The following is a 25,627-nucleotide window of genomic DNA, read 5'->3' on the forward strand; positions in this document are numbered from 1 at the left end:
ACTACTCACTTCTTCTCTTCATCGCTTTGCAATCGGCACGTAGTCGCGTTCCGGCGCACCTGTATAGAGCTGGCGCGGGCGACCGATCTTCTGGTGCGGATCCTCGATCATCTCTTTCCACTGCGCGATCCAGCCGACGGTACGAGCGACCGCGAACAGCACGGTGAACATGGTGGTGGGGAAGCCCAGCGCCTTCAGCGTGATGCCGGAATAGAAATCGACGTTCGGATAAAGCTTCTTCTCGATGAAATAGGAGTCGGTCAGCGCGATCTTTTCCAGTTCCATGGCGATGTCGAGCAGCGGGTCGTCCTTGATGCCCAGTTCACCCAAAACCTCATGTGCGGTCTTCTGCATGATCTTGGCGCGCGGGTCGTAGTTCTTGTAGACGCGGTGGCCAAAGCCCATCAACCGGAACGGATCGTTCTTGTCCTTGGCGCGGGCGATGAATTCCGGGATGTGGTCGACATGGCCGATCTCGCCCAGCATGTTCAAGGCCGCCTCGTTGGCGCCGCCATGGGCCGGTCCCCATAGGCAGGCAATGCCGGCGGCGATGCAGGCAAACGGGTTGGCGCCTGACGAGCCGGCGAGGCGGACGGTCGAGGTCGAGGCGTTCTGCTCGTGATCGGCATGCAGAATGAAGATGCGCTCCATCGCACGCGCCAGCACCGGGTTGATCTTGTATTCCTCGCACGGCACGGCAAAGCACATATGCAGGAAGTTGGCCGCGAAATTCAGCTCGTTCTTCGGGTAAATGAAGGGCTGACCGATGTGGTATTTATAGGCCATTGCCGCGATCGTCGGCATTTTGGCGATCAGCCGCATCGACGCGACCATGCGCTGATACGGGTCCGAGATGTCGGTGGAATCGTGATAGAAGGCTGACAGAGCGCCGACCACGCCGCACATCACCGCCATCGGATGCGCGTCGCGGCGAAAGCCGGTGAAGAAGCGCGACATCTGCTCGTGCACCATGGTGTGGCGCGTCACCCGGTAGTCGAAATCGTCCTTCTGCGCCTTGGTCGGCAATTCACCATAGAGCAAGAGATAGCAGACTTCGAGGAAGTCGCCGTGCTCGGCCAGCTGGTCGATCGGATAACCGCGATGCAAAAGGATGCCGGCATCGCCATCGATAAAGGTGATTTCCGACTCGCAGCTTGCCGTCGACGTGAAGCCGGGATCGTAGGTGAACGCCCCGGTGGTGCTGTAAAGCGAGCCGATGTCGATGACATCAGGTCCGACCGAGCCGCTTCGCACCTTGAGCTCGTGAGTTTTGCCGCCGAATTCAAGTTTAGCAGTCGACGCGTGGGTTTTGCCGCCAAATTCCATCTTTGTCGCAGCTTCGGACATTGCAAACTCCTTTTGGTTTTCTCATGCCGGCAAAGGCGAAATATCTGCAACGCAACACGTCGAAAGCATCGGAGTTCGCGCGTTTGCGCCCGCAATTGGATTTGCGTGCCAAATTGGGCCAAGACCTAATGTTGCACTGCGAAACCCACCTTTCAATGCCAATCTTCTTGGGCCAGTTTTGCTAATCGATTTGATCCGCGACGCGCGCCTGGCTTTCCTCACGGCCAAGCACGGCAAGCACGTCGAACACGCCGGGCGAGGTGCTTTTGCCGGTGAGCGCGGCGCGCAAAGGTTGGGCCACAGCGCCGAGCTTATGGCCGCCGGCCACCGCATATTCCCTGATCGCGGCTTCCGCCGCTTCGGCCGTCCAGTCGCCTGAAATCGCCTTCAGCGCCGCGTGGGCGCCCCGCAGGATCTCGCGCGCTTCACCGCCGAGCAATGCAGCCGCCTTCTCGTCGATCGGCAGCGGCCGCTCGGCAAACAGGAAGGCGGCACCGTCGGCCAGTTCGACCAGCGTCTTGGCGCGCTCCTTTAGGCCTGGCAGCGCGGCGAGCATCTGTGCCTTGCGCGTGTCGTCGAGGCGCGCTGCGATCGCCGGGCCGCCTTCGAGATAGGGCAAGGTGTTGATGAAGATATCGAGCAATTCGGCGTCGTTCATGCGGCGCATATGCACGCCGTTCAGCGCCTCGAGCTTGGCGAAGTCGAAGCGGGCGGCCCCCTTGTTGACGTCGCCGATGTCGAACCAGGCAATCATGTCGGCGATCGACATGACCTCGTCGTCGCCGTGGCTCCAGCCGAGCCGCGCCAGGTAGTTGAGCAGTGCCTCAGGCAGGTACCCCATGGCACGATAGGCTTCGACGCCGAGGGCGCCGTGCCGCTTCGACAGCTTGGCGCCGTCGGCGCCATGGATCAGTGGGATATGCGACATCGACGGCACGTCCCAGCCCATGGCTCGATAGATCACCATCTGGCGGGCGGCATTGGTCAGATGATCGTCGCCGCGGATGATGTGGGTGATGCCCATGTCGTGGTCGTCGACGACGACGGCATGCATATAGGTCGGATTGCCGTCCGAGCGCAGGATGATGAAATCGTCGAGATCCTTGTTGGAGAAGCGGACTTCGCCCTGCACGAGATCATGCACCACCGTCTCGCCGTCGGCCGGCGCCTTGATTCGGATCGCGCCCTTGGCGCCGGCTGGCGCCTCGGACGGGTCGCGGTCGCGCCAGCGGCCGTCATAGCGGGGAGGCAAGCCCTTGGCCCGCGCGCTCTCACGCATCGCTTCCAGTTCAGCCGGCGTAGCGTAGCAGTAATAGGCCTTGCCCATGCGCACCAGTTCCTCGGCGACCACGCGGTGGCGCGGCGCGCGCTCGAACTGCGATACCGGCTCGCCGTCCCAGGTGAGGCCGAGCCAGGAGAGTCCGTCGAGGATGGCGGCGGTTGCCGCATCGGTCGAACGCTCACGATCGGTGTCCTCGATGCGCAGCAGCATCGTGCCGCCGGTGTGTTTCGCATACAGCCAGTTGAACAGCGCCGTGCGCGCGCCGCCAATATGCAGGAAGCCGGTGGGCGAGGGGGCGAAACGGGTGACGACCTTGTCGGACATGGAACTCTCAGGCAAGCGCAGGAAGCGGATGTGATTGCGCGGACTTTCGCGCGTCGCGCGTTCATGTAGCATAGGAGGTCAAGGGCGCAAGGGGCAGACCCGATGGCTGGACCAGGCCGCGGCGCGGACAAGAGCGAGGGCGCGACCACAAGCGTCAGCGAACGATCGCTGTTTGCCGACGTTCCCCACGCCGAGCCGCTACCCGTTTCGCTGCCTGCGTCGCACCCGGGCATTCAGCCCCTTTCGCCGGACCGCGCCGCGCCAACACCGGCTCCAACACCCGGGCCTGTCATTCGTTTCCGCCGACAGCTTAGCCATCTTTCACCATCCGGTATCCGCAACAGCGTGGCCTCGGCAGCCGGCCTGGAACTAGACCGCGGCGTCGCCTTTCTGCTGGTGCCGGTTTTTCTGGCATGCGGGGTGATCGTCTATTTTTCGCTTGCCGTCGAACCGGACTTTCCGCAGCCTATTGCCGTCGTGGTCCTCACGGCATTGTGTGCGGCAGTGACACGCTCATGGCGCAAAACGCATCTGTGCTTCATGGCAGCGTTGCTGTGCGCACTCGGGCTACTCGCCGCCAAGGTTGAAACCTGGCGCGTGGGAACGCAGATGCTCGGCTCGGAAATCCAGACCCAGCTCACCGGCCGTGTCGTTAGGCTCGATCAGATGGCGAACGGCCGGATCAGGCTGACCATCGACGTGATGTCGACCGCCCGGCCGACACTGCGTTATGCGCCGGAACGTGTCAGGGTTTCGGCACGCAAAATTCCCGCTGAGATGACCGCAGGCTCGGTGGCAACCGGCTATGTGAGGCTTCTGCCTCCGACTGGCCCGGTTAGGCCGGACAGTTATGACTTCTCCTTCGACAGCTATTTCGCCGGTATCGGTGCCAGTGGCTTTTTCCTCGGCAATCCGAAGATCGTCGTTTCCGAAGATGCACCGTTCGCCGCGCGCATTTCTTCCTCGATCGAAAAGGCGCGTGAAACCATCGCCGACCATATCAGGGACAGCATCGGTGGCGCCGAGGGGGAGATTGCCGCCGCGCTGATCGTCGGCGTGCGTGCCGGCATTCCCGAAGAGATAAACGAATCGATGCGGCGCACCGGCATCTACCACATCATCTCGATTTCCGGCCTGCACATGGCGCTTGTCGCCGGCACCATCATGGGATTGCTGCGCGGCGCCTTTGCGCTGGTTCCCGATTTTTCGTCGCGCCGGCCGGTCAAAAAATATGCGGCTGCTGCCGCACTCGTTTCCATCGCTGCCTATCTGATTTTTTCCGGTATCGTGGTCGCGGCTGAACGCAGCTTTATCATGCTGGCGGTAATGCTTGTCGCCGTGCTGTTCGACCGGGCGGCACTCACCATGCGCAATCTGGCGATTTCGGCCATCGCCGTCATCGTCGTGTCGCCGCACGAGGTGGTCGGCCCAAGCTTCCAGATGTCCTTCGCCGCGACCGCTGCTCTCGTGGGCGCCTATGCCGGCTGGTCCGACTATCGTGCCGACAAGGCCACCGCGCCGCCACAGCGACGGTCAACGATCGCTTTCGTCACGCGAAAACTTGCCGCTGGGACAGGTACCATCGCAATGACCTCCATCATTGCCGGCAGCGCCACCGCACTCTTCGCCATCTGGCACTTCCAGCGCGTCTCGCCGCTCAGCCTGTTCGCCAATCTGGCCGTCATGCCGATCGTCACGGTCGTGATGTTCCTGGCCGTCGTCAGCGCCTTGGCAATGCCGTTCGGCTTCGACGGCCCTTTCCTATACATGATGGGCAAGGGGCTGACGGCCATGATTGCAATATCGGGATGGATCTCCGAGCGGTCGCCGGTCGATGCCGTCGGGCTGATCTCGTTGCAGTCGGTTCTGCTGGTGACGGCCGCCCTGGTCATCGCCACGATGGCAACGACATGGTTGCGGCTTGCGGCACTTCCCTTTGCGCTCGCCGGCCTGCTGACGATTTCCGAGACGCGCACCCCCGACGTGCTGATTTCGGAAGATGCGCATCTGGTGGCGCTGCCGATCGGCGGCGGCGAACTTGCCGTCAACCGGGTGCGCTCGAACGAATTCACCACCGACAACTGGAAACATGCGCTGGTTTCAGCGACCATTGTCGAGCCGGAGACATTCGAAAAAGGAGACGTGCGGTTCGACATCGTCGACCCGGCCGACCTGCCGCCGGGAGCGCCCTTCTACTGCACTGCCGGCCTGTGCCTCGCCCGGCACCAGTCCGGCGCGATCATCGCGCTCGCCGACGACCGCAAAACCGCACGGCCAGCCTGTGCCTTTGCGGATTTGATCGTCATCGATGATGCCACAGCCTATTATAATCCCTGCCGCAATCCGCTGGTTCTCGTCGTCACCAAACGGCAGCTCGCTCGCATGGGCAGTGCCGCCGTCTTTTTCGATCCGCTATCTGCGACGACGCGCGCAGAAATCCGTTTTGCCGTCAGACAGCCCTATAGGCCTTGGCATGAGCAGCGGAGATTTTCGCGCGAGGCGAGGGGCCTGCCGCCATACCGCAGGGCCGAGAAACCCAAAAAGCCTGCCGTTCAGTAACGCCGGATCAGTCCGACGAGCTTGCCTTGCACCTTGACCCTGTCCGGCCCGAAGATGCGCGTCTCATAGGCCGGATTGGCGGCTTCCAGTGCGATCGAGGCACCTTTGCGGCGGAACCGCTTCAGCGTCGCTTCCTCGTCGTCGACCAAGGCGACGATGATCTCGCCAGGCTGGGCGGTGTCGGCGTTGCGGATGATGACCGTGTCGCCGTCGAAAATGCCGGCCTCGATCATCGAGTCACCCTTGACCTCCAGCGCGTAGTGCGTGCCGCCGGTGATCATGTCCGGTGGTACCGAAATCGAATGCGTCTGGTGCTGGATGGCGTCGATCGGCACACCGGCAGCGATGCGGCCCATCACCGGTATGGAGATGGTGGCAACGACGTCGTCGTCATTGCCGGCTGCGGGCATGCGCGAAGGCGCCGGCTTGATCTGTCGTCCGAGGCTGCCCTGCCCAAGGCTGCCCTGAATGACGCTTGGCGAGAATTTGCGCGCCGCATTGAGGCCGGGCGCGATCGAATCGGGCAGGCGCAGCACCTCCAGCGCGCGGGCGCGGTTGGGCAGGCGGCGAATGAAACCGCGCTCCTCCAGTGCAGTGATCAGCCGATGGATCCCCGACTTCGAGGCGAGGTCGAGCGCTTCCTTCATCTCGTCGAACGAGGGCGGAATGCCGCTTTCCTTCAGCCGCTCGTGGATGAACATCAGCAGTTCATGTTGTTTGCGTGTCAGCATCGCGACCCCAACAGAATCAGAAAAACAAACCCAGAACAAACACTATCTGTTCCAGTTGTGTTCCGCAACCGTTTAAAATTTAATGAATGTGTTGACGTTTTGTTCAGCGTAGCATCAGCACGCTGCACGCGGCGCCCGTCGCGGCTGGGGGAGCGAACGGCTCGCGCACGATCAGCCCGTTGGCGTCGGCCAGCATTTTGAGCATCGAGGAATCCTGGATGCCGAACGGGGTCGCCAGCAGCGTGCCGGCTTCTTCGCTAACCACGGCGCGTACATAGTCCTGCCTGAGATCGTTGGCCGGCATGGCGGCGCCGAGCCGCGCCTGACGCATGTCCTGCCGGAAGGCGCGGCCGCCGAGCCGCGCAAGCAGCGGCGTCAGAAAGAGCTGCGTGCAGACCAGGCTCGCCACCGGATTGCCAGGCAGGCCGATGCAGCGGATGTCACCCAGCCGCCCGAACATCAGCGGCTTGCCGGGCCGCATGGCGATTTTCCAGAAATCGAGCGTCATGCCTTCACCGGTCAGCACGTCATGAACCAGGTCATGGTCGCCGACCGAGGCGCCGCCCAGCGTGACGATGACGTCGGCGCCTGCGTCGACCGCTTGTTTCACCAGCGTGGCGATCGCCTCCTTGCGGTCGGGGGCGATGCCGAGATCGAGCGCGCTGGCGCCGACCGAGCGGGCCGCGGCGGCGACGCCATAGGCATTGGACGAGATGATCTGGTCGGGGCCAAGGTCGCTGCCCGGCGGCAGCAATTCGTCGCCGGTGGCGATGATGGCGACCAACGGCCGTTTCACCACGCTGACCTGCGGGTGGTTGGCCGACGCCGCCAGCGACAATGCCGCCGGATCAAGCGGGCGGCCTTTCTCCAGCAGGACGTCGCCCTTCGAGAAATCGAGCCCGAGGCGGCGGATGTTGCGGCCTTCAACCGTCGACGCGGTCACTTCGATGCTGCCGCCGCCGAGGTCGCGGACATTCTCCTGGATGACGATGGTGTCCGCGCCTGCAGGAAGCGGCGCGCCGGTGAAGATGCGCACGGCCTGCGCCGGGCCGACTGTTCCGGCAAAGCCGCGTCCGGCCGGCGCCATGCCGATCACCGAAAGTCTTGCGGGCACGGATGCGACATCCTCGGCCCGCACGGCATAGCCGTCCATGGCGGACGCGTTGAACGGCGGCTGGGTGCGGAGCGCCAGGAGCGGCTCCGCCAGCACGCGGTCGGCGGCGTCCATCAGGGCGACGCTTTCAGCCTGCAAGGGCGCAGCATCCTCAAGCAGGCGCTCGAGCGCCTCGGCGACCGGAAGCAGTGCCATTATTAGCCTGCCCCCTTGGCATCCGCCTTGTAGTCGCCGGATTTGCCGCCGGTCTTTTCCGCCAGCCTGATGCCCGAGATCACCATGGCGCGGTCGACCGCCTTGGCCATGTCATAGATGGTCAGGCAGGCGACCGAGACGGCGGTCAGCGCTTCCATCTCGACGCCGGTCTTACCGGTGACGCGGGCCAGCGCCGTGACCTTCAGGCCTGGCAGCGTCGCGTCCGGTTCGATGTCAATGGATACCTTGGTCAACAGCAGCGGATGGCAGAGCGGGATCAGCTCATGCGTCCTCTTGGCCGCCATGATGCCGGCGATGCGCGCCGTGCCCAGCACGTCGCCCTTCTTGGCATCGCCGTCGAGAATCATCTTCAGCGTTTCGGGCCGCATCGAGACAAGACCTTCGGCGATTGCCGTGCGCGTCGTCTCCGCCTTGTCGCCGACATCGACCATATTGGCTTCGCCTTTCGCGCCAAGATGGGTGAGGGCGGCCGTCATCGTCAGGTCACCTTAGCGCGACGTGCGTCCGTCTGGACGCGCAAAGCACGCTCTAACACTTTGAATCTATGCATCGTGCTCTCCGAAAATCGATTCCGATTTTCGGGCCGATGCAATGGCGGGCGCATTGCCCGTCAAAAGCAGGCGCGTCGCAGTGGCCACGTCCTGTTGCCGCATCAGGCTCTCGCCGACGAGGAACGTACCGATGTCGCTCCGTTGCAGCCTGCGGCAGTCTTCGTGCGAGAAAATACCGCTCTCGCTGACCAGCAGGCGGTCTGCCGGCATCATCGTCGCGAGCCGCTCCGAGGTCTCGATGCTGGTTTCGAACGTCCGGAGATTGCGGTTGTTGATGCCGATCAGCCGCGATGACAGTTTCAGCGCGCGTTCCGTCTCAGCCTCGTCATGCACTTCGACCAGCGCGTCCATGCCGAGTTCGAACGCCGTCGTTTCGAGTTCCCTGGCCACGGCGTCATCGACGCTCGCCATGATGATCAGGATGGCGTCAGCGCCCCACGCACGGGCTTCGAACACCTGATAAGGCTCGAACAGAAAATCCTTGCGCAAAGCGGGCAATGTCACGGCGTTGCGCGCATCGGTGAGGAATTCAGGCGCACCCTGGAAGGACGGCGCGTCGGTCAGCACCGAAAGGCAGGCGGCGCCACCTTTCGCATAGGCCCTGGCCAGTGCCGGCGGATCGAAATCGGCACGGATCAGGCCCTTGGACGGGCTCGCCTTCTTGATCTCGGCGATCAGCGCGAAGCTGCCGGATTTGCGCCTGGCTTCAAGAGCCGAGAGAAAGCCGCGCGCTGCGTCGGTGTCCTTCGCCCGCGCCTTGATCTCGGCAAGCGGCACGCGCGCCTTCGCCGCGGCGATCTCGTCGCGCTTGTAGGCTTCGATCTTGCGCAGGATATCAGACACGGCTCTATCCGTTCGAAATCTCGACCAGCCGATCGAGCACTTTCAGCGCCCGGCCGCTGTCGATGGCTTGCGCTGCCGTCGCCATGCCGTCGGCAAGCGTCGTCGCCTTGCCCGCCACCACCAGCCCCGCGCCGGCGTTCATCAGCACCGTATCACGAAAGGCGCCGGCAGCGCCGCCCAGCATGTCGCGCAGCGCCTGGGCGTTGTAGGCGGCATCGCCGCCGCGCAACTCGTCCTTGGTGTGCCGCTTCAGCCCAACCGCTTCCGGTGTCAGCGTAAAGGTGCGGATCTCGCCGCCGACCAGTTCGGCCACTTGGGTTTCACCGGTGGTGGTGATCTCGTCATAACCGTCGCCATGGGCGACCCAGGCGTGGTCGGCGCCCAGTGCCTTCAGCGTCTCGGCCACCGGCATGATCCATTCCGGCAAGAAGACGCCGACCATCTGCCGGCTCACACTGGCCGGATTAGAGAGCGGGCCAAGCAGGTTGAAGATGGTGCGGGTGCCGAGCTCGACGCGGATCGGACCGACATGCTTCATCGCCGGATGATGCGCCGGCGCGAACATGAAGCCGACGCCTGCATCGTGGATGCAGTGGCCGATCGTTTCCGGCGGGATATCGATCTTGACGCCGAGCGCGGTCAGCACGTCGGCGGCGCCGGTCTGCGAGGACAGTCCGCGATTGCCGTGCTTGGCCACCGGCACGCCGCAGGCGGCGATGACGAAGGCGGATGCGGTCGAGATGTTGACGCTGTGCGAATTGTCGCCGCCGGTGCCGACGATGTCGATCGCGCCAGCGGGCGCGTCGACGCGCAGCATCTTGGCGCGCATGGTGGCGACGGCGCCGGAAATCTCGCTCACCGTCTCGCCGCGCACGCGCAGCGCCATCAGGAAGCCGCCGATCTGGCCGGGCGTAGCGTCGCCCGACATGATGATGTCGAAGGCCTCGCGCGCTTCCTCGAAGGAAAGGGAATTGCCTGCGGCGACCTTGGCGATATGGGTCTTGAGCGCGCTCATCTGGTCAGGGCTTGGGCAACGGCGGTCTGGTCGATGCGAATGTCATATTGCGTCTGCAGCTGCGCCACCAGCTGGTCGAGCAGGTCATCGGACATGCCGGCGGTGAACGATTTCTGCGCCTCATCCGGCACCGAGCTGGCGTCGGCTCCGGCAGGCTCGAAGACTTCGGCGATCTTGAACAGGATCTGTCCGTCGCCGGTGGGCGAGGGGATCAATCCGGTCCCGCCTTGGCCTTCGCCGAACATCGCAGCCGCCCCTTCCTTGCCGAAATCGACGTCGTCCGCCTCGCGCTTGAGGCCGCGCTTGGTCTGCTTCTCGAGCTTGAGCTCGCTCGCGAACACATCGAGCGTAGCGCCGGCATCGAGACGCTTTTCGAGTTCGCCCGCTTTTGCGGTGAGCCGCTTGGTCGTTTCCGCCGCCGTCCAGTCGGCCACCACCTTCTGGCGGACTTCATCCAGCGTGCGGTCGCGGGCCGGCGTGATCGACTCCACCTCGTAGAACACGAAGCCGTTGTCGGCGGTGGTGAGGTCGGGATTCTCGGTGCCGGGTTCGGCGTCGAACACCGCCTTAATGAGTTCCGGCGATTCCGGCAGGTCCTTGACGATGGTGCCGTCCGGCCTCAGGCCGGTGCGATCGATCGTGTCGATGGTGACGACCTTCAGCTTCAGTTTTTCAGCCGCTTCCTTGAGCGTGCTGCCCGAAGCGCGGATATCTTCGTAATTGTCATGCACGTCCAACAGAATGCGGCTTGCCTCGCCCAGCGCCAGATCCCTGCGGATATCGGCGGACACTTCGGCCAGCGGCTTCACCACTTCGGGCTTGATGTCGGTGACGCGCAGCAGCACCGGACCGAAGGCGCCCTGAACGACCGGACTGACTTCGTTGACATTGAGCGCAAACGCCGCATCCGCCACCGCCTTGTCGGCGATCTTGTCCTTGGACAGCGTGCCGAGCAGCGTGTCGGCTTGCGTCTTGCCCTCGGCGGCGACGATCTTGTCGAAGGTCGCGCCGGTCTTGAGTGAATCGAGCGCGGCCTTCGCGGCATCAGGCGTTTTGAACACGAGCTGTTCGATGGTGCGCGTTTCCGGCGTGGTGTAGCGCCCCTTGTTCTTGTTGTAGTCGTCGCTGACCTGTTGGTCGGTCACGGCGCTCAGATCCATGATGTCTTGCGGCTCGAGCCTGACATAGGAGAATTTGCGGTATTCGGGCGCCGCATAGGTCTTTTTGTTTTCCTCGAAATAAGCTGAAAGCGCAGTGTCGGATGGCGCTTCAATCGGCTCGACCAGCGATTTCGGCAAGGTCAGATAGTCAATGGTGCGGTCTTCGCCACGATAAAGCGCGACTGCCTTCAAGAAAGTATCCGGAGCCTTGAGGCCGTCCGAAACCGCCTCGACGATCTGCTGGCGCACAGCCACCTGGGCGCGATTCCTCAGATAGTCTTCCGGCCGCATGCCGACCTGTTGCAGTATGTATTCGAAAGTCCTTCTGTCGAAGGTGCCGCCGGGACCCTTGAAGGCCGGGTCTTCATGCGTGAGTTGGGCCAGCCGGTCCTTGGACAGCCCTAGTCCGAGCTTGCGGGCCTGCTCATCGAGAACGGCGCCCGACACGAGTTGCGCCAGCACCTGGTTGTCGAGGCCGAGCGCCGTCGCCTGCTCGCGGCTGATGCGCTGGCCGAATTGCTGCGACATCACGCTGATCTGGCGATCATAGGCGAGGCGATACTCGTTGATCGACACTTTGGTGCCTCCGGCCGTGACAACTGCATCGTGGCCTGCAAAACCACCGACCAGCTGCCCGGAAATGCCCCAGACGGCGAAGCTCAACACCAACAATATCAGCAGTGCCTTCGCGACCCAGGTCCCCGCCGCGCTTCTCAAGATACTAAGCATGGTCACTTCCGATTTTTACGCATTTTCGCATGCGCCGAGTCTGAAACAAGCGCAATAGCGTCCTTCCGGCCCACTGTCGATTGCTTTGTGGGCTGAGTTTGGTAGTGAGGACGCAGCCGAATATCGCCCGGAGGAACAAATCCCATGACGCCAGGAATCCGCCCGCTGGTCGCAGGCAACTGGAAAATGAACGGCACCAGCGCCTCGCTCAACGAACTCAGGATGATCGGCAACGGCTTTATGAGCGGGCTCGATGCGGAAACCGAAGCGCTGGTCTGCGTTCCGGCGACGCTGCTGGCGCATGCCGCAGAGATTTTGTCGCGCACGCCGGTCCGGGCCGGGGGCGAGGATTGCCACACCAAGGAGAGCGGCGCCCATACCGGCTGTATTTCGGCCGAGATGCTGAAAGACGCGGGCGCCAGCCACGTCATCGTCGGCCATTCCGAACGCCGCGCCGATCACAATGAGGACGACGCCATTGTACAGGCCAAGGCGTCCGCCGCGTGGCGAGCCGGACTGGTAGCCATCATCTGCATCGGTGAGACGAGAGCCGAACGCGAGGCAGGCGCGACGCTCGACGTGCTGTCGCGCCAGGTCGCCGGCTCGGTGCCGCCCGACGCCACGGCGTCGAATACCGTCATCGCCTACGAACCGGTATGGGCGATCGGCACGGGACTGACGCCGACCGCCGCCGACGTTGCTGAGGCGCATGTGCATATTCGCGAAAAACTGTCGGAAAAGCTTGGCAGCGCGGCGGCGAAGATGCGCATCCTCTATGGCGGCTCGGTCAAGCCGTCGAACGCGGTCGAACTGCTCGGCGTGAAAAATGTCGATGGCGCGCTGGTCGGCGGCGCCAGTCTGAAGGCGGCGGACTTTCTCGGCATCGCCGAAGCCTATCGAAATATCTCGTAGCATCGAAAGGCTGTCGGACGCTTCGGATAGGCTGTGCCGCAGCGGAAATCGTTGCAAAGGGCGCATCGCTTCCCATATTCCGGCCACGGGCTTGGAAATGCCGTCAAAGCATTGTATTGAGCCGCCTCCAAATCACCGGCCGTATCCGCGGCCGCGCAAGGCTTTGCCAGGGTAAACTATGGAAACCGTACTGATCGTCGTCCACCTAATGGTCGTGCTCGCTCTTGTCGGCGTGGTGCTGCTGCAGCGCTCCGAAGGCGGCGGCCTCGGCATCGGCGGCGGATCGGGCTTCATGACCGCGCGCGGCGCGGCCAACGCGCTGACGCGGGCGACGGCGATCCTGGCGGCGGCTTTCTTCGCCACCTCGCTGACATTGTCGATCGTCGCCCGTTACGGCGAAAAGCCGATCGACATTCTCGATCGTGTGCCTGCGACTAACGGTGCGGGCGGCGTGCTCAACCAGTTGCCTGGCACCACGGCGCCGACACCACCTTCCGGCAATACGGCGCCAACGCCGCCTACCGGCAATACGGCGCCAACGCCGCCTTCCGGAAGTGATGCCGCAGCCCCGGCGCCGGCTGCGCCGCCTGCGGCGGGTTCGACCACGCCGCCGGCCACAAACGGCGTCACCCTGCCAGTAACGCCGCAGGTTCCAAACCAGTAATCAGCAGACGTTCGGCGCCGCGATCTGTTGTTGTTTGAACACAGTCGCGGCAAATGCCGCACGATCGCGAGGATTCGACCGGGCACGGCACGACAGGGCGCTTGAGGCGTCTCCGATTAATCGACTATAGATTGCGCGCGGCACTTTCGGGGTCCTTGGGGGACGCCGGGCGACGCCGTGGGCAACAAGCATTGAACGATCGGATCTTCGCCATGCAGCTTCGCAGCTTCATTTTAGCCGGCCTTTGTGCCGTGCTCAGCCTTGGTGCGCCCGCTTACGCGGCCATGCCGGCGGGTAATTCGGCTCCTAAAGCCGCAGTAACAACTGACGTTGTCAACGTCGCTGCCAAAAGCGATACGGCGCAGCTTAGGCTGCTCAAGAAGAAGAAAAACCCGACCGCGGACGATCTTGCCCAAATCAGCAAGATCGAAGCCAAGATCGCGGCCGACAAGGAGGCCGCTCGAGCCAAGGCGCTCGAGGCCACGAAGCTGGCGATGCGCGAGGCGGCCAAAGCCAAGGCCGACGCGGAACGGCAAGCGTTTCTTGCCAAGAAGGGGCTTGCCAAGAAGGATACGTCCGCTGCCCGGCTGGCTAAGAAGACGACCATCAAGTTCATCGAACCGGTTCAACCCATCGCACCGATCCAGTCGGCCGAGCCAGTTTCCGCCGAGGCCATGAATGTCGCATTGACCGGCAACAACGGGGAATTGCGCAGCGAGCCGGTTGGACAGAAGCCGCAGAGCGTCGGGCTGTTCGCAGGCCTGTTCGGCGGCACGTCCTCGTCGATGTCGCTGCTCCCCGAGACCCGCGCTCTCGATGCCGCACTCGCCAGGAAGGAAGCCAAGAAGCAGTTCAAGGTGAAGCCGGAGTTCGTTCCGCAAGAGGTCGAGTTCACCGGCTACAGCCCCGGTACCATCGTCATCGATACCAGCGCGCGTCGCCTCTACCTCGTCGAATCTTCATGGACCGCCCGCCGTTATGCGATTGCGGTCGGTCGCGACGGCCTGCAGTTCAAGGGCACGGTCGCCGTCGGCGACAAGCAGGAGTGGCCGCGCTGGATCCCGACGCTCGAGATGCAGAAGCGCGAGCCGAAGAATTACGGCCGGTACAAGGACGGCATGCCCGGCGGCGGCGAAAATCCGCTCGGCGCGCGCGCCATCTATCTCTACGAGGGCAAGAAGGACACACATCTGCGCATTCACGGCACCATCGCGCCGCAGTCGATCGGAACGAGCGCCTCCAACGGCTGCTTCCGCATGATCAACGAGCACGTGATGGACCTCTACCGCCGGGTGAAAGTAGGCACCAAGGTCGTCATCATCTGACGCCTTAACGGGTCATCCCAAAAGGGCCGGGTCTCGCCGGCCCTTTTGTTTTGGTTCACGCACCACCAGAGCGCCTTCTTGGGAAAAAGCCTTCGCGGTGGTTTTTTCTCTGGCGGAATCAATTCGGCCGCGTTAAGCGATGACTCCCATGGCGCGATATGTATTCATCACAGGCGGCGTGGTTTCCTCACTTGGAAAAGGCATCGCTGCAGCGGCCCTTGGGGCTCTCTTGCAGGCGCGAGGCTATCGCGCACGCATCAAAAAGCTCGATCCCTATCTCAACGTCGATCCCGGCACGATGTCGCCATACCAGCATGGCGAGGTCTTCGTGACCGACGACGGCGCCGAGACCGATCTCGACCTTGGCCACTATGAGCGCTTCACCGGCCGCTCGGCCAACCAGCAGGACAACATCACCACAGGCCGCATCTACAAGAACATCATCGAGCGGGAGCGGCGCGGCGACTATCTTGGCGCCACCGTGCAGGTGATTCCGCACGTCACCGACGAGATCAAGAATTTCATCCTCAACGGCAACGACGACTATGACTTCGTCCTGTGCGAGATCGGCGGCACCGTCGGCGACATCGAGGCGATGCCGTTCCTGGAGGCGATCCGCCAGCTCGGCAACGACTTGCCGCGCAACAACGCCGTCTACGTGCACCTGACGCTTATGCCCTACATTCCAACGGCGGGCGAATTGAAGACCAAGCCGACCCAGCATTCGGTCAAGGAATTGCGCGGCATCGGCATCGCACCCGATATTCTGCTGGTCCGCGCCGACCGCCCCATCCCCAGGGAAGAGCGCCGCAAACTGTCGCTGTTCTGCAATGTCCGCGAGAGCGCGGTCATCCAGGCGCTCGACGTGCCGCACATCTACGACGTGCCGATGGCCTATCACAATGAAGGGCTGGATTCGGAAGTGCTGGCCGCCTTCGGCATCGATCCGGCGCCGAAGCCGCGCATGGAGCCCTGGCAAGCGGTGTCCAACCGCATTCACAATCCGGAAGGCGAGGTGACCATCGCCGTCGTCGGCAAGTATACCGGCCTCAAGGACGCGTACAAATCGCTGATCGAGGCGCTGTCGCATGGCGGCCTCGCCAACCACGTCAAGGTCAAGCTCGACTGGATCGAGAGCGAGATATTCGAGAAGGAAGATCCGGCGCCGTGGCTGGAAAAGGTCCACGGCATTCTGGTCCCCGGCGGTTTTGGCGAGCGCGGCGCGGAAGGCAAGATCCTGGCAGCGAAGTTCGCCCGCGAGCGAAAAGTGCCGTATTTCGGCATCTGCTTCGGCATGCAGATGGCCTGCATCGAGGCCGCGCGTTCGCTGGCCGGCGTCGAGCATGCCTCGTCGACCGAGTTCGGCCCGACCGAGGAACCGGTCGTCGGCCTGATGACCGAATGGCTGAAAGGCAACATGCTGGAGAAGCGCAGGGAAACCGGCGACCTCGGCGGCACGATGCGGCTCGGTGCCTATCAGGCGGACCTCGCCAAGGGCTCGAAAATCGCCGACATCTACGGTGACACGCAGATTTCCGAGCGCCACCGCCACCGCTATGAGGTCAATGTCGACTACAAGGAGCGGCTCGAGGATTGCGGCCTGGTCTTTGCCGGCATGTCGCCGGACGGCGTGCTGCCGGAAACGGTCGAATACCCCGACCATCCCTGGTTCATCGGCGTGCAGTATCATCCCGAACTGAAAAGCCGGCCGCTCGACCCGCACCCGCTGTTTGCCAGCTTCATCGAAGCGGCGGTGGAGCAGAGCCGCTTGGTCTAAGCCGATAGGTTACCATGCAAACCTACGTCGCTCTGCTTTACAGCATCGTCCTGGGCGAGGGGGGGCGTGTCGTCATGTCCGATCTCAGGGCCATGACGGAAGGCCTGGGGCTGAACAACCCGCGCACGCTGGTGGCGACCGGCAATCTGGTCTTCGAGACGAAAGAGACAGAAATTGCCGCGCTGGAGCGCCGATTGGAGACGGCGTTCCAAAAGACCTTCGGCCGCGATGTCGACATCATCGTGCGCCGCGCGGATGACTGGTTGAGGCTTGCGGCCGGCAATCCGTTTCCCGCCGAATCGGCTGCCGCCGCGGATCAGGTAGCGGTGCGTGTGATGCGCAAGCCCGTTCCCGCTGAGGCCGTCGCGGCGCTGGAGGCCTATGTCGGCAAGGATGAGCGGATGCAGGCGGTCGGCGGCGACATCTGGATCGCATTTTCCCGCGAGACGCCAAGTTCGCGGTTGCTTGCAGCGGCAAGCCATAAACGGCTCGGGGTCGGCACCTCGCGCAACTGGAATACAGTGCGCAGGCTGGCCGAGATGGTCGGTGAATAGGGCTTCCCACAAGCAAGGGGAGAAGGGGGAAATTATGTCATGCCTTCGCCGCTCCGGCTCCGGCGGAACGCGCCATTTTCCCTGTAAAGAGCCTCGACGCGAGGGAACCGGCGACCGATTGATTTGCCGGCTTAGGCCTTATAGGCATTCGATGAAATTCGCGCTTATCGGCGGGCAACGGTTCGTCACATGGTTGTCACGTTTGGTGATTCGATTTCGGTCGAGTGATGTGAAAGACTTCGTTTTAGCTGGGCCTCTTTTTTAGCCCCGGGCTCTGTTTGCCGGAAACCAAATGGCCAGCCGTAAGTTTAAAGGTTCGATCAAGCACATAGCGATCGACCGGGAGGAAACGATGGATCGCCTGCAATTCTTTACGCCTGTGCGGATTTCGCGCGGGCAGGAAAGCCCTGCCGAAGAAATTTATAGCGTAGCCGAAGCGATGGGGTTCTTGCGTAAATGGCCGACAGGCCGACGTGGGCCAGTCTACCAGTGCGCAGTGAATTGCTGCTCCGCTGCTTTGGCGGGCCGGATGTCGGCAGAGGAAGCAAGGAAGGCTTTTGCCGGCTTCGCCCGCATCACGCGCCTGCTCGACGACGACATGGCACTGCCGATGGGCGGCGAAAATACTGATAACGTGCATGCGCTGAGGCGATGAACGTTCATATCTGCACCTGCCACGAACGCGGCACCCTGCGGCAAAGTCACAGCACCTCGACTGAGGCAGCGAAGACGTAGCCAGTCGTCCGTGAAGAACGCGGAACGCTTTGATTTAATTTAAGATTTTCGCCTGAATTTGGGTTTCGTTTTGCCGGAAATCGTGGCTTTGGGCGGCGATTTCCGGCAAAATGTTTGCATCTGCGTTGCGTGATTCGATGGCGTTTCGACCGGAGAGGGGAAGCAAGCGATGCGGCCGAAGGAACGGCGAGACAGTGGCCAGGCGGACCTGTTGCGGTCCCGGCTCGACCAGATCCTGAACATGGAACATGCACTGGTGAAGCTGGCGACGGCGATCGACTGGCGCTGCCTGGAAGAGAAGCTCGGCGAGGTCTACGACGATGGCCCCGGCCGGCCGCCGCTGCCGACGCGGCTGATGGCGGGGCTGGCGATCCTGAAGTCGATGCACAACCTGTCCGATGAAGGGCTGTGCGAGCGCTGGCTGGAAAACCCCTATTATCAGCTGTTCTGCGGCGAGGAGTTCTTCCAGCACCGCCTGGTCTTCGACCGCACCTCGCTGACGCGCTGGCGCCTGCGCATGGGCGAGGAGCGGCTGACGGCGCTGCTGCAGGAGAGCCTGGCGGCGGCGACCCGGCTGGGGGCGGCCAAGCCGGCCGACTTCCGCGCGGTGATCGTCGACACCACCGTGCAGGAGAAGGCGATCACCTTTCCGACCGACGCCAAGCTGATGCATCGCGCCCGCGAGCGGCTGGTCAAGCTGGCCGGGAAGCACGGCATCCGCCTGCGCCAGTCCTATGCGCGGGTCGGCAAGATCGCGCTGATCAAGCATCAGCGTTATGCCCACGCCAAGCAGTTCAAGCGGGCCAACCGGCAGCTCAAGCGGCTGCGCACCATGCTGGGCGCGGTGATCCGCGACATCACCCGCAAGATCGCCGGGCGGCCGGAGCTGATGGCGCCCTTCGGTCTGCCGCTGTCGCTGGCCCGCCGCGTCAGGGACCAGCGCCAGCGTGAACGCGGCAGGAAGGTCTACTCCCTGCACGCTCCCGAGGTCGAATGCATCGGCAAGGGCAAGGCCCACAAGCCCTATGAATTCGGCGTCAAGGTCTCGGTCGCCACGCCGCTCTATCGCAGCCGCGGCGGCCAGTTCGTCGCCCATATCAAGGCGATGCCCGGCAATCCCTATGACGGCCACACGCTGGCCACCGTCATCCCCGCGATCGAGACCTCGATCGGAGCCAACCTCACCAAGATCGTCGCCGATGCCGGCTACCGCGGCCACAACGCCCCGAAGGACAAGACGTTCAAGGTCCATGTCGCCGGCTACAAGCGCGGCCTCACCAAGGCCGTCAAACGGGCGCTGCGACGCCGGGCCGCCGTCGAACCCGTCATCGGCCATCTCAAGAACGACCACCGCATGGGGCGCAACTTCCTGGCCTTCTCCGAAGGCGACGCCAACAACGCCGTGCTCGCCGCCGTCGGCTACAACTTCAGCCTCCTGCTCAACTGGCTGAGGCTTTTGTGTGCCTTCTTCCTGACGCTGCTCGCAGCCACCGCAAAGCCGCCACTGCGGCCCCGATCAGCCTGAACTCCGCCCCTCAGTTGGGACAAAGCGCTCCAACGCAGATCACTTTCAAGGTTGACGCGAAAATCGCTTTCTTCACGGACGACTAGCCAGCGCCCCGCTCGGTGACAACGAGCTTCGGCTCGCTCGGGTTGACCTCGAGCTTGCGGCGCAGTCGTAATATCTGCACGTCGATACTGCGGTCAAACACCTCTTCGTCGTGAATCCTGCTGGCGGCGAGAAGCTGCTCGCGGCTCAGGATCTGCTGCGGCGATTGCAGGAACGCTGCCAGCAGGTTGAACTCCCCGGCGGTCAGCGGCGTTGCTTCGCCCGCGGGCGACCTCAGACGCCGCATCCGCATGTCGAGTTCCCAGCCGGCAAAGCGGTAGCGTTTGTGCTTCTTGCCACGCGAATGCTGACGCGTTGACCCCGACCGCCGCAGCACGGCGCGAACGCGCGCAAGCAGCTCCCTGAGGCTGAAGGGCTTGGTGATGTAGTCGTCTGCTCCGAGCTCCAGGCCGACGACGCGATCCACCTCGTCGGGCCTGTGGCCGGTGATGATGATGACGGGGGCTTCCGGCGGACTGCCGAGTTGCCGCATGATTTCAAAGCCGTCCTCATCGGCAAGCCGCATGTCGAGGATCATCAGGTCCACCGGTCTTTCGTTGAAGACGCGCGACATGGCCCGGCTATCGGCGACAGCGCTGACCCTGAAGTGCTCGCTCTCCAGGCAATTGGTAAGCATCTCGCGAATTTCGGGGTCGTCATCGACGACAAGGATATGCTTCGCCGCCGCTGCCTGTTCGAGTCTGCCTTTCGACTGCTCTTCGTAGCGAGTGTTCTGTTCGGCTAACATCTCAGACCGTCCGCACGTATGGAACCCATGACCGAGCCGTTGCTTTATTACACTTAACGCTGATTTCGGCGATTTGTTGGTAAGCGGCGATGATCTTCGTGATCGGATACCACAGGCTCACTCGATGGCGCATGAGCAGATTGGTAAGGTTCGGGCGGGGCTTTTTGTTCCGCTTTGCCTGGCAGCAGCGGCACCATTTGCGTTGGCCTTGGTCAATCAGCCGGCCCCTCCGATCGGTGAGCCGATTGCTCCGATAACGGACATTGGTCCTTCCGACCAGGCGAAGATCGCACTCGGCGAGAGCCTGTTCAACGATGTCCGGCTGTCGCATGACGATGTCATCGCCTGCAGCGGCTGCCACAGGCTCGATCTCAGCGGCGACGACGGCAAGGCTCGTTCCACGGCGACGGATGGCGGGCAGCTCGATTTCAACGCGCCGACCGCCTTCAGCGCAGCGCTCAATTTCCGGCTGAACTGGCGCGGCAATTTCCGCACTGTCGAGGAGCAGAACGAGGCAGCCCTGCTCGATAACAGGCTGATGAACACGAGCTGGGAAGAATTGCTGCCGAAACTGCGCTCCGACCCGGACTATTCGCAGCGATTCGTGAAGGTCTACGGCGGCGCCCCCGGCCGGACGGATGTGCTCGACGCCCTGGCCATCTTTCAGCGCTCGCTGATCACGCCCAATGCCCGTTTCGACCGCTATCTCAAGGGCGAGCGCGACGCCATCACGGCGGACGAGGAACATGGCTATCAGCTGTTCAAGGCGTATGGCTGCATCGCTTGCCATCAGGGCGCCAATGTGGGCGGCAATCTGTTTCAGAAGTTCGGCATCTTTCAGGATCCCTTCGCCGGCCAGAAAACCTTGACCAAGGCGGATCTCGGCCGCTTCACTATTACCGGCGTCGAGAGCGACCGCCACGTCTTCCGCGTTCCCAGCCTGCGCAATGTCGCGGTGACGGCGCCGTATTTTCACGACGGCCGTACCGCATCGCTCGCAGACGCAGTGAAGATCATGGCGCGGAACCAACTCGGCCGGGAGCTCGACCGGCGCGATGCCGATCTCATCGTCAAATTCCTCGGGACGCTGACGGGCGAGTATCGCGGCCAGCCGTTGACCAGCGCAGCCGATCACCTGCAGCAATGAAGTCGTTACGCATCCTGGCGCCGATCGTCGCCTGCCTGCTCATCATCCTGACTTACCTCCTGGTGCAGGGCGCGGCTCCCGATGCCGCCCGTCACGAACGCACGCTCGACGCTCTCAGGACGGTCATCCTCTATAACGCCGCCCTCCAGCGCGACGTGTTGCGGGCACGCGCGGGGCTGCTGCGCAGCTATGATCCGCTTGTGCGGTCGATCGAGAACCTGAACGATGCGACGCAGACGCTGCCGGCCGCCCGGGACATCGCGAGCGGCGAAGCACGGGCGGATATCGACCGGCGGGTCGCCGAGGTCATCGCCGCGGTGGGTGACGAGGAGGCGCTCGTCGAGGCGTTCAAGTCGGACAACGCGCTGCTGCAGAACTCGTTGAACTATTTCAACTACATGAGCGGTCGGCTTACGACCGAGGGCGATGGCCTTCGAGCGGTCGAGATCGGAGCCCTGATGATCACAATGTCGCGGTTCATCAATGATCCCCAGCCGGAGGCGGCAAAGGCAGTGACCGCTGCGCTCGACCGGCTGGCCAGGCCGTCCGTCGACGCCGTGCCTGCAAGCGACGTCCACTCGCTCGTTTCCCACGGCCGGCTTATCGTCACCAGGCTTCCGGCGGTCGACGACCTCGTCGCCCGGCTACAGACTGCGCCAACGAGCGAACGGGCCCGCGCGCTGCAGGACCTTTATCTCGATGCGCATGGGCGCGCTGCGGCGCGGGCCGCGCGGTTCCAGACGCTGCTCTACATCGCCGCGCTGGTCCTCGTGGGCTATGTGGCCTATTTGTTCGCCCGGCTGCGCCACAATGCGCGGATCCTGCGCGAGCGGCTGCAGTTCGAGGGCCTGATCGCCTCGATCTCCACCCAGTTCATCAATCTGCCGCGTGACCGTATCCGGGCCGGCATCAGCAAGGGCCTCGCGCGCCTGGTGGAACATGCCGGGCTCGACGGCGCCCAGATTCTCGTCAGCCGCACATACGATGCCGATTTTTCCGGCGGCTACTTTTATCGCCGCCCGGGCGGGAGCTCGACGGCCCGCCTGCCGAACGACACCATCGAGCTGGCTTCGCGCTGGACGCTCGCGAACCACGAACGGCAAGGCTGCATCGACGTCCCCCGCGTCGGCGAGCTTCCCGACGGGCAGGAGAAGGCATGCCTGCAGGCGCGTCAGATTCGATCGTGGCTGTGCATACCGATGTGGCATGCCGGCGAGCGGCTGGGTTTTCTGGCTCTCGATAGCGTCACGCATGAAAAGCATTGGACCGACGACGACATCGCCCTGCTGCGCACCGCCGCCGAGATCTTCTCCAACGCCATCGCGCGCGAGCACAACGAACGCGAGGCGCTGCAGGCGCGGCTCAACCAATCGCAGCGGCTGGAAGCAATCGGAACGCTAGCCGGCGGCATAGCGCACGAGTTCAACAACATTCTCGGCGCCGTCCTCGGCTATGGCGAGATGGCGCTGGCGGTGCTGTTGAAAGAATCCCGCGCGCGGCGCTACGTCCAGCAGATCATGAAGGCCGGCAGGCGGGCGCAGGACGTCACGGAGCAGATCCTTGCCTTCAGCCGTCGCCGCGAGCGACAGCATCACGCGCTGCGGGCACAGCCCGTGGTTGCGGAGGCGATCGATCTGCTGCGCGCCTCGTTTCCCGCGACGCTTTCAGTGGAGACGTATCTTGCAGCCGCGGATGCCGCGATGATGGGCGATCCGACCGAACTTCAGCAGGTGGTGATAAATCTCTGCACCAACGCGGCGCAGTCGATGAACAACCGCGGCGTATTGAAGATCGGTCTCGACATAACGGAGTTCGTAGAGGCGCAGGTGCTGTCGCACGGCAACCTGCCGGCCGGCCGCTATCTCCGTCTTGCCGTCGGGGACACCGGCACCGGCATGGATCAGGCGACGCTCGAACGCATCTTCGAGCCGTTCTTCACGACCAAGCCGGCAGGGCAAGGCACCGGGCTCGGCCTGTCGACGGTGCACGGCATCGTTGCGGCGCATAGAGGCGCGGTGGACGTGAAGAGCCAACTTGGCCAAGGCACGACCTTCGAGATCTATTTTCCGCAGATCGAATCCGCTGCAACCCAGGACGAGGATGAGGGAGAGGGCACCGAGGTTCCGATCCAGTATGGCAATGGCGAGACGATCCTGGTCGTGGACGACGATACGCCGTTGATGCAACTTGCAGAGGAGATGCTCGCCGCGCTTGGCTACGAGCCGGTCGGGTTCGACCGCAGCCCTGCTGCTCTCAGTGCATTCCGTACCGATCCGGAGCGCTTTGACCTGGTGCTGACGGACGAGGTCATGCCTGATATGACAGGGGTCGAGTTCTCCGGCAAGTTGCATGAGATCCGGTCGGACCTTCCAATTGTCCTGATGACTGGTTACGGCCGTCCGCTCCGGTCGCGTCAACTGACGGCGGCCGGCATAAGCGAGGTCATCAAGAAGCCGCTGCTGTCGACCGCCGTCGCACAGTGCCTTGCTCGCCATCTGCATTCAGGCTGATCACGGGTTTTCGTTACAGCCGTAACCAAAATTCCATCTGGGTGAAATCAACCTGTAGCCGGGCTGTTCGATGTTCCATCCGCGTCCAGACCATGATCCGGAAAAGTGGAAACCGGTTTTCGGAAAGGATCATGGTCTCGTCGGCGTCAAATAGCAGCAAACCGGAGAAGCTGATGACACGATGGGCTCTCATCGGAATTACCGCTCTTGGCCTGGGCGGAGCGCTCACAGTCGCGACGCTCGACCAAAATGGGGTGGGTGCGGCGACAGCGGCCGACTCGATCGAGCGCGGTCGGTACCTGGTGAAAATCGGCGGCTGCAACGACTGCCACACGCCAGGTTATCTGGAGCAGGCCGGCAACGTACCCGAGGATCGATGGCTGATCGGCGGCTCCCTCGGCTTCAATGGGCCGTGGGGCACGACTTATCCAACCAATCTTCGCCGCCTTTTGCGGACCATGGACGAGGACGACTGGGTAGAGTCAGCGCGTACAATCGAGACGCGCCCCCCCATGCCGTGGTTCAACCTGCGTGCCATGACCGAGGCCGACCTGCGCGCCATACACCGCTATGTGCTCTCGCTGCCGGCAGACGATGCGCCGGTTCCGGACTATGTGCCGCCCGATCGTCCGCCGAAGACACCGTACATTGTGTTCGTACCGCATCCTCCGAAGTCGTAGTCGCGTCCGAAGACCCGGCGCAGGGTGTTCTCCGCCTGTGCGGTAGGTCAGACACGGCCGCCTGTTTCAGTCGTAACGCAATTCCCGATTCCGGAAATCACGTTGTAGCACTGATCACCGATCGTGATGACGGTCCAGCTCAGGGTGGCCATATAGGCTGCCCAGCAGGCAATCGGGAGTCAAATCCAGACCGATCGATCAGGGAGTCGAATAATGGACAATCTGCTTGCCGAATACGCGCCGAAGATCGACCGCGATCAGGGCACAACGGATCCGCGTCCCTACGCCTTGGGCTACACGGAAGGTGAATTCAAGCGCTTGGAGTTGCAGGGATCGCTCATCTACAACCTTACGGAGCATGTCCTGCGCAGCGCGGGGATAGGACCGGGCATGAGCGTGCTCGACATTGGCTGCGGCGTCGGCGACGTCTCCTTGCTGGCCGGGAAGCTGGTCGGGCCTTCGGGAAGAGTGCTCGGCGTCGATCGCTCGGCGGGGGCTGTAGACGTTGCCGAGCGGCGCGCCACCGAATCCGGCCAGTGTTACTGGACATGTTTCACTGTCGGTGAGCTTGATACATTCTCGCCCGACGAGACCTTCGATGCGGTGATCGGCAGGCTCGTCCTGATGTATCTGCCCGATCCGGCCGCAACCCTGCGCAGGCATGCCGGCTATCTGCGGCCGGGCGGCATCATCGCCTTCCAGGAAATGGCGATGCCGCTCGCCCGCAGTTTTCCAGAGGCGCCGCTGTTCAGCAAATGCCGCGGCTGGATCATCGAGACGATCGAGCGGGCGGGTTTCGAGGTCGACATGGGTGGCAGGCTACCGATGGTCTTCGCCGGCGCAGGGCTGCCTGCGCCGCAGATGAATTCCGCCGGCCTTGCCGGCAGCGGGCCCAACTCGCCGATCTACGAGACCTTGCGCAGCCTGCTGCCGATGGCCGAGGCCGTCGGCGCCGCGACCGCCGCCGAAATAAGGGTCGATACGCTCGCCGAGCGACTGCGCAGCGAGGCTGTCGAACAGCAGATGTGTATCATGTTGCCGCCCTTTGTCGGCGCATGGGCAAATACGCCGGGATAACGAACCGAAGGGAGACAT

The 25,627-nt window shown here is 63.2% G+C and carries 21 protein-coding genes; 12 read left to right on the forward strand and 9 right to left on the reverse strand.

Going from position 1 to position 25,627, the window contains the following annotated elements:
* Positions 1-18: 18 nt before the first annotated feature.
* Both gltA and gltX read right to left on the reverse strand, forming a co-directional pair.
* On the reverse strand, positions 19-1,347 hold the full coding sequence (gene gltA / locus AC0NIE_RS21190) for a citrate synthase (RefSeq protein ID WP_065009590.1): 1,329 nt from the start codon (positions 1,345-1,347) through the stop codon (positions 19-21).
* Between the two features lie 181 nt (positions 1,348-1,528).
* A complete protein-coding gene (gltX, locus tag AC0NIE_RS21195) occupies positions 1,529-2,953 on the reverse strand; it encodes a glutamate--tRNA ligase (RefSeq protein WP_473487005.1) in 1,425 nt (474 codons plus the stop codon).
* 102 nt (positions 2,954-3,055) lie between these two features.
* Here gltX and AC0NIE_RS21200 point away from each other — a divergent pair, with 102 nt between their 5' ends.
* Positions 3,056-5,512, forward strand: coding sequence for a ComEC/Rec2 family competence protein (locus AC0NIE_RS21200; RefSeq protein ID WP_473487004.1), 2,457 nt, complete (start codon positions 3,056-3,058; stop codon positions 5,510-5,512).
* On the opposite strand, the gene lexA is transcribed toward AC0NIE_RS21200, so the two are convergent.
* The 6 genes from lexA to AC0NIE_RS21230 form a co-directional block, all read right to left on the reverse strand.
* Positions 5,506-6,243, reverse strand: coding sequence for a transcriptional repressor LexA (gene lexA / locus AC0NIE_RS21205; RefSeq protein ID WP_095492879.1), 738 nt, complete (start codon positions 6,241-6,243; stop codon positions 5,506-5,508). The genes AC0NIE_RS21200 and lexA overlap by 7 nt on opposite strands.
* Positions 6,244-6,346: 103 nt before the next feature.
* Positions 6,347-7,552: a molybdopterin molybdotransferase MoeA gene (locus AC0NIE_RS21210; RefSeq protein WP_473487003.1), complete on the reverse strand. Its 1,206-nt coding sequence runs from the start codon at positions 7,550-7,552 to the stop codon at positions 6,347-6,349.
* Positions 7,553-7,554: 2 nt separating this feature from the next.
* Entirely contained in the window at positions 7,555-8,049 is a 495-nt protein-coding gene (moaC, locus tag AC0NIE_RS21215; protein WP_473487002.1) for a cyclic pyranopterin monophosphate synthase MoaC, read from the reverse strand.
* Between the two features lie 66 nt (positions 8,050-8,115).
* On the reverse strand, positions 8,116-8,967 hold the full coding sequence (gene trpC, locus AC0NIE_RS21220) for an indole-3-glycerol phosphate synthase TrpC (protein WP_473487001.1): 852 nt from the start codon (positions 8,965-8,967) through the stop codon (positions 8,116-8,118).
* A gap of 4 nt (positions 8,968-8,971) precedes the next feature.
* Entirely contained in the window at positions 8,972-9,982 is a 1,011-nt protein-coding gene (gene trpD / locus AC0NIE_RS21225; protein WP_473487000.1) for an anthranilate phosphoribosyltransferase, read from the reverse strand.
* Positions 9,979-11,871 (reverse strand): peptidyl-prolyl cis-trans isomerase, encoded by a 1,893-nt coding sequence (locus tag AC0NIE_RS21230; RefSeq protein ID WP_473486999.1) that lies wholly within the window; start codon positions 11,869-11,871, stop codon positions 9,979-9,981. Before AC0NIE_RS21230 ends, trpD begins: the two co-directional genes overlap by 4 nt.
* Before the next feature lie 144 nt (positions 11,872-12,015).
* Here AC0NIE_RS21230 and tpiA point away from each other — a divergent pair, with 144 nt between their 5' ends.
* The 7 genes from tpiA (at position 12,016) to AC0NIE_RS21265 (ending at position 19,363) form a co-directional block, all read left to right on the forward strand.
* Positions 12,016-12,783, forward strand: a complete 768-nt coding sequence (gene tpiA, locus AC0NIE_RS21235) for a triose-phosphate isomerase (RefSeq protein WP_473486998.1) — start codon at positions 12,016-12,018, stop codon at positions 12,781-12,783.
* A 178-nt stretch (positions 12,784-12,961) separates the two neighbouring features.
* Positions 12,962-13,447: a preprotein translocase subunit SecG gene (gene secG / locus AC0NIE_RS21240; RefSeq protein ID WP_473486997.1), complete on the forward strand. Its 486-nt coding sequence runs from the start codon at positions 12,962-12,964 to the stop codon at positions 13,445-13,447.
* 212 nt (positions 13,448-13,659) lie between these two features.
* Positions 13,660-14,772, forward strand: coding sequence for a L,D-transpeptidase (locus AC0NIE_RS21245; protein ID WP_473487097.1), 1,113 nt, complete (start codon positions 13,660-13,662; stop codon positions 14,770-14,772).
* A 139-nt stretch (positions 14,773-14,911) separates the two neighbouring features.
* Positions 14,912-16,549, forward strand: a complete 1,638-nt coding sequence (locus AC0NIE_RS21250) for a CTP synthase (RefSeq protein WP_352953448.1) — start codon at positions 14,912-14,914, stop codon at positions 16,547-16,549.
* Between the two features lie 14 nt (positions 16,550-16,563).
* The gene (locus AC0NIE_RS21255; protein WP_473486996.1) at positions 16,564-17,103 is read left to right on the forward strand and encodes a DUF1697 domain-containing protein; all 540 of its coding nucleotides are present in this window, start codon (positions 16,564-16,566) and stop codon (positions 17,101-17,103) included.
* 352 nt (positions 17,104-17,455) lie between these two features.
* Positions 17,456-17,758: a DUF982 domain-containing protein gene (locus AC0NIE_RS21260; protein ID WP_473487096.1), complete on the forward strand. Its 303-nt coding sequence runs from the start codon at positions 17,456-17,458 to the stop codon at positions 17,756-17,758.
* Positions 17,759-18,007: 249 nt separating this feature from the next.
* On the forward strand, positions 18,008-19,363 hold the full coding sequence (locus AC0NIE_RS21265; RefSeq protein ID WP_473490040.1) for an IS5 family transposase: 1,356 nt from the start codon (positions 18,008-18,010) through the stop codon (positions 19,361-19,363).
* Positions 19,364-19,445: 82 nt separating this feature from the next.
* On the opposite strand, the gene AC0NIE_RS21270 is transcribed toward AC0NIE_RS21265, so the two are convergent.
* Positions 19,446-20,195 carry a response regulator gene (locus AC0NIE_RS21270; RefSeq protein ID WP_473488378.1) on the reverse strand — a complete coding sequence of 250 codons (750 nt, stop codon included), beginning with the start codon at positions 20,193-20,195 and terminating at the stop codon, positions 19,446-19,448.
* Positions 20,196-20,397: 202 nt separating this feature from the next.
* On the opposite strand from AC0NIE_RS21270, the gene AC0NIE_RS21275 reads away from it, so the two are divergent.
* The 4 genes from AC0NIE_RS21275 to AC0NIE_RS21290 all read left to right on the forward strand — a co-directional run bounded on the left by AC0NIE_RS21275 (position 20,398) and on the right by AC0NIE_RS21290 (position 25,609).
* The gene (locus AC0NIE_RS21275; protein ID WP_473488377.1) at positions 20,398-21,342 is read left to right on the forward strand and encodes a cytochrome-c peroxidase; all 945 of its coding nucleotides are present in this window, start codon (positions 20,398-20,400) and stop codon (positions 21,340-21,342) included.
* Positions 21,339-23,852 (forward strand): two-component system VirA-like sensor kinase, encoded by a 2,514-nt coding sequence (locus AC0NIE_RS21280; RefSeq protein ID WP_473488376.1) that lies wholly within the window; start codon positions 21,339-21,341, stop codon positions 23,850-23,852. Before AC0NIE_RS21275 ends, AC0NIE_RS21280 begins: the two co-directional genes overlap by 4 nt.
* A 173-nt stretch (positions 23,853-24,025) precedes the next feature.
* On the forward strand, positions 24,026-24,532 hold the full coding sequence (locus AC0NIE_RS21285) for a hypothetical protein (protein WP_473488375.1): 507 nt from the start codon (positions 24,026-24,028) through the stop codon (positions 24,530-24,532).
* Between the two features lie 213 nt (positions 24,533-24,745).
* Positions 24,746-25,609 carry a class I SAM-dependent methyltransferase gene (locus tag AC0NIE_RS21290; protein WP_473488374.1) on the forward strand — a complete coding sequence of 288 codons (864 nt, stop codon included), beginning with the start codon at positions 24,746-24,748 and terminating at the stop codon, positions 25,607-25,609.
* Positions 25,610-25,627 lie beyond the last annotated feature (18 nt).

This window comes from Mesorhizobium sp. WSM4842 (assembly GCF_055901575.1).

Bases quoted from the DNA above. Each gene is read 5' to 3' on its own strand.
- gltA (WP_065009590.1), bottom strand. From the start codon at position 1,347: ATGTCCGAAGCTGCGACAAAGATGGAATTTGGCGGCAAAACCCACGCG.
- gltX (WP_473487005.1), bottom strand. From the start codon at position 2,953: ATGTCCGACAAGGTCGTCACCCGTTTCGCCCCCTCGCCCACCGGCTTC.
- AC0NIE_RS21200 (WP_473487004.1), top strand. From the start codon at position 3,056: ATGGCTGGACCAGGCCGCGGCGCGGACAAGAGCGAGGGCGCGACCACA.
- lexA (WP_095492879.1), bottom strand. From the start codon at position 6,243: ATGCTGACACGCAAACAACATGAACTGCTGATGTTCATCCACGAGCGG.
- AC0NIE_RS21210 (WP_473487003.1), bottom strand. From the start codon at position 7,552: ATGGCACTGCTTCCGGTCGCCGAGGCGCTCGAGCGCCTGCTTGAGGAT.
- moaC (WP_473487002.1), bottom strand. From the start codon at position 8,049: ATGACGGCCGCCCTCACCCATCTTGGCGCGAAAGGCGAAGCCAATATG.
- trpD (WP_473487000.1), bottom strand. From the start codon at position 9,982: ATGAGCGCGCTCAAGACCCATATCGCCAAGGTCGCCGCAGGCAATTCC.
- AC0NIE_RS21230 (WP_473486999.1), bottom strand. From the start codon at position 11,871: ATGCTTAGTATCTTGAGAAGCGCGGCGGGGACCTGGGTCGCGAAGGCA.
- tpiA (WP_473486998.1), top strand. From the start codon at position 12,016: ATGACGCCAGGAATCCGCCCGCTGGTCGCAGGCAACTGGAAAATGAAC.
- secG (WP_473486997.1), top strand. From the start codon at position 12,962: ATGGAAACCGTACTGATCGTCGTCCACCTAATGGTCGTGCTCGCTCTT.
- AC0NIE_RS21245 (WP_473487097.1), top strand. From the start codon at position 13,660: ATGCAGCTTCGCAGCTTCATTTTAGCCGGCCTTTGTGCCGTGCTCAGC.
- AC0NIE_RS21250 (WP_352953448.1), top strand. From the start codon at position 14,912: ATGACTCCCATGGCGCGATATGTATTCATCACAGGCGGCGTGGTTTCC.
- AC0NIE_RS21255 (WP_473486996.1), top strand. From the start codon at position 16,564: ATGCAAACCTACGTCGCTCTGCTTTACAGCATCGTCCTGGGCGAGGGG.
- AC0NIE_RS21260 (WP_473487096.1), top strand. From the start codon at position 17,456: ATGGATCGCCTGCAATTCTTTACGCCTGTGCGGATTTCGCGCGGGCAG.
- AC0NIE_RS21265 (WP_473490040.1), top strand. From the start codon at position 18,008: ATGCGGCCGAAGGAACGGCGAGACAGTGGCCAGGCGGACCTGTTGCGG.
- AC0NIE_RS21270 (WP_473488378.1), bottom strand. From the start codon at position 20,195: ATGTTAGCCGAACAGAACACTCGCTACGAAGAGCAGTCGAAAGGCAGA.
- AC0NIE_RS21280 (WP_473488376.1), top strand. From the start codon at position 21,339: ATGAAGTCGTTACGCATCCTGGCGCCGATCGTCGCCTGCCTGCTCATC.
- AC0NIE_RS21285 (WP_473488375.1), top strand. From the start codon at position 24,026: ATGACACGATGGGCTCTCATCGGAATTACCGCTCTTGGCCTGGGCGGA.
- AC0NIE_RS21290 (WP_473488374.1), top strand. From the start codon at position 24,746: ATGGACAATCTGCTTGCCGAATACGCGCCGAAGATCGACCGCGATCAG.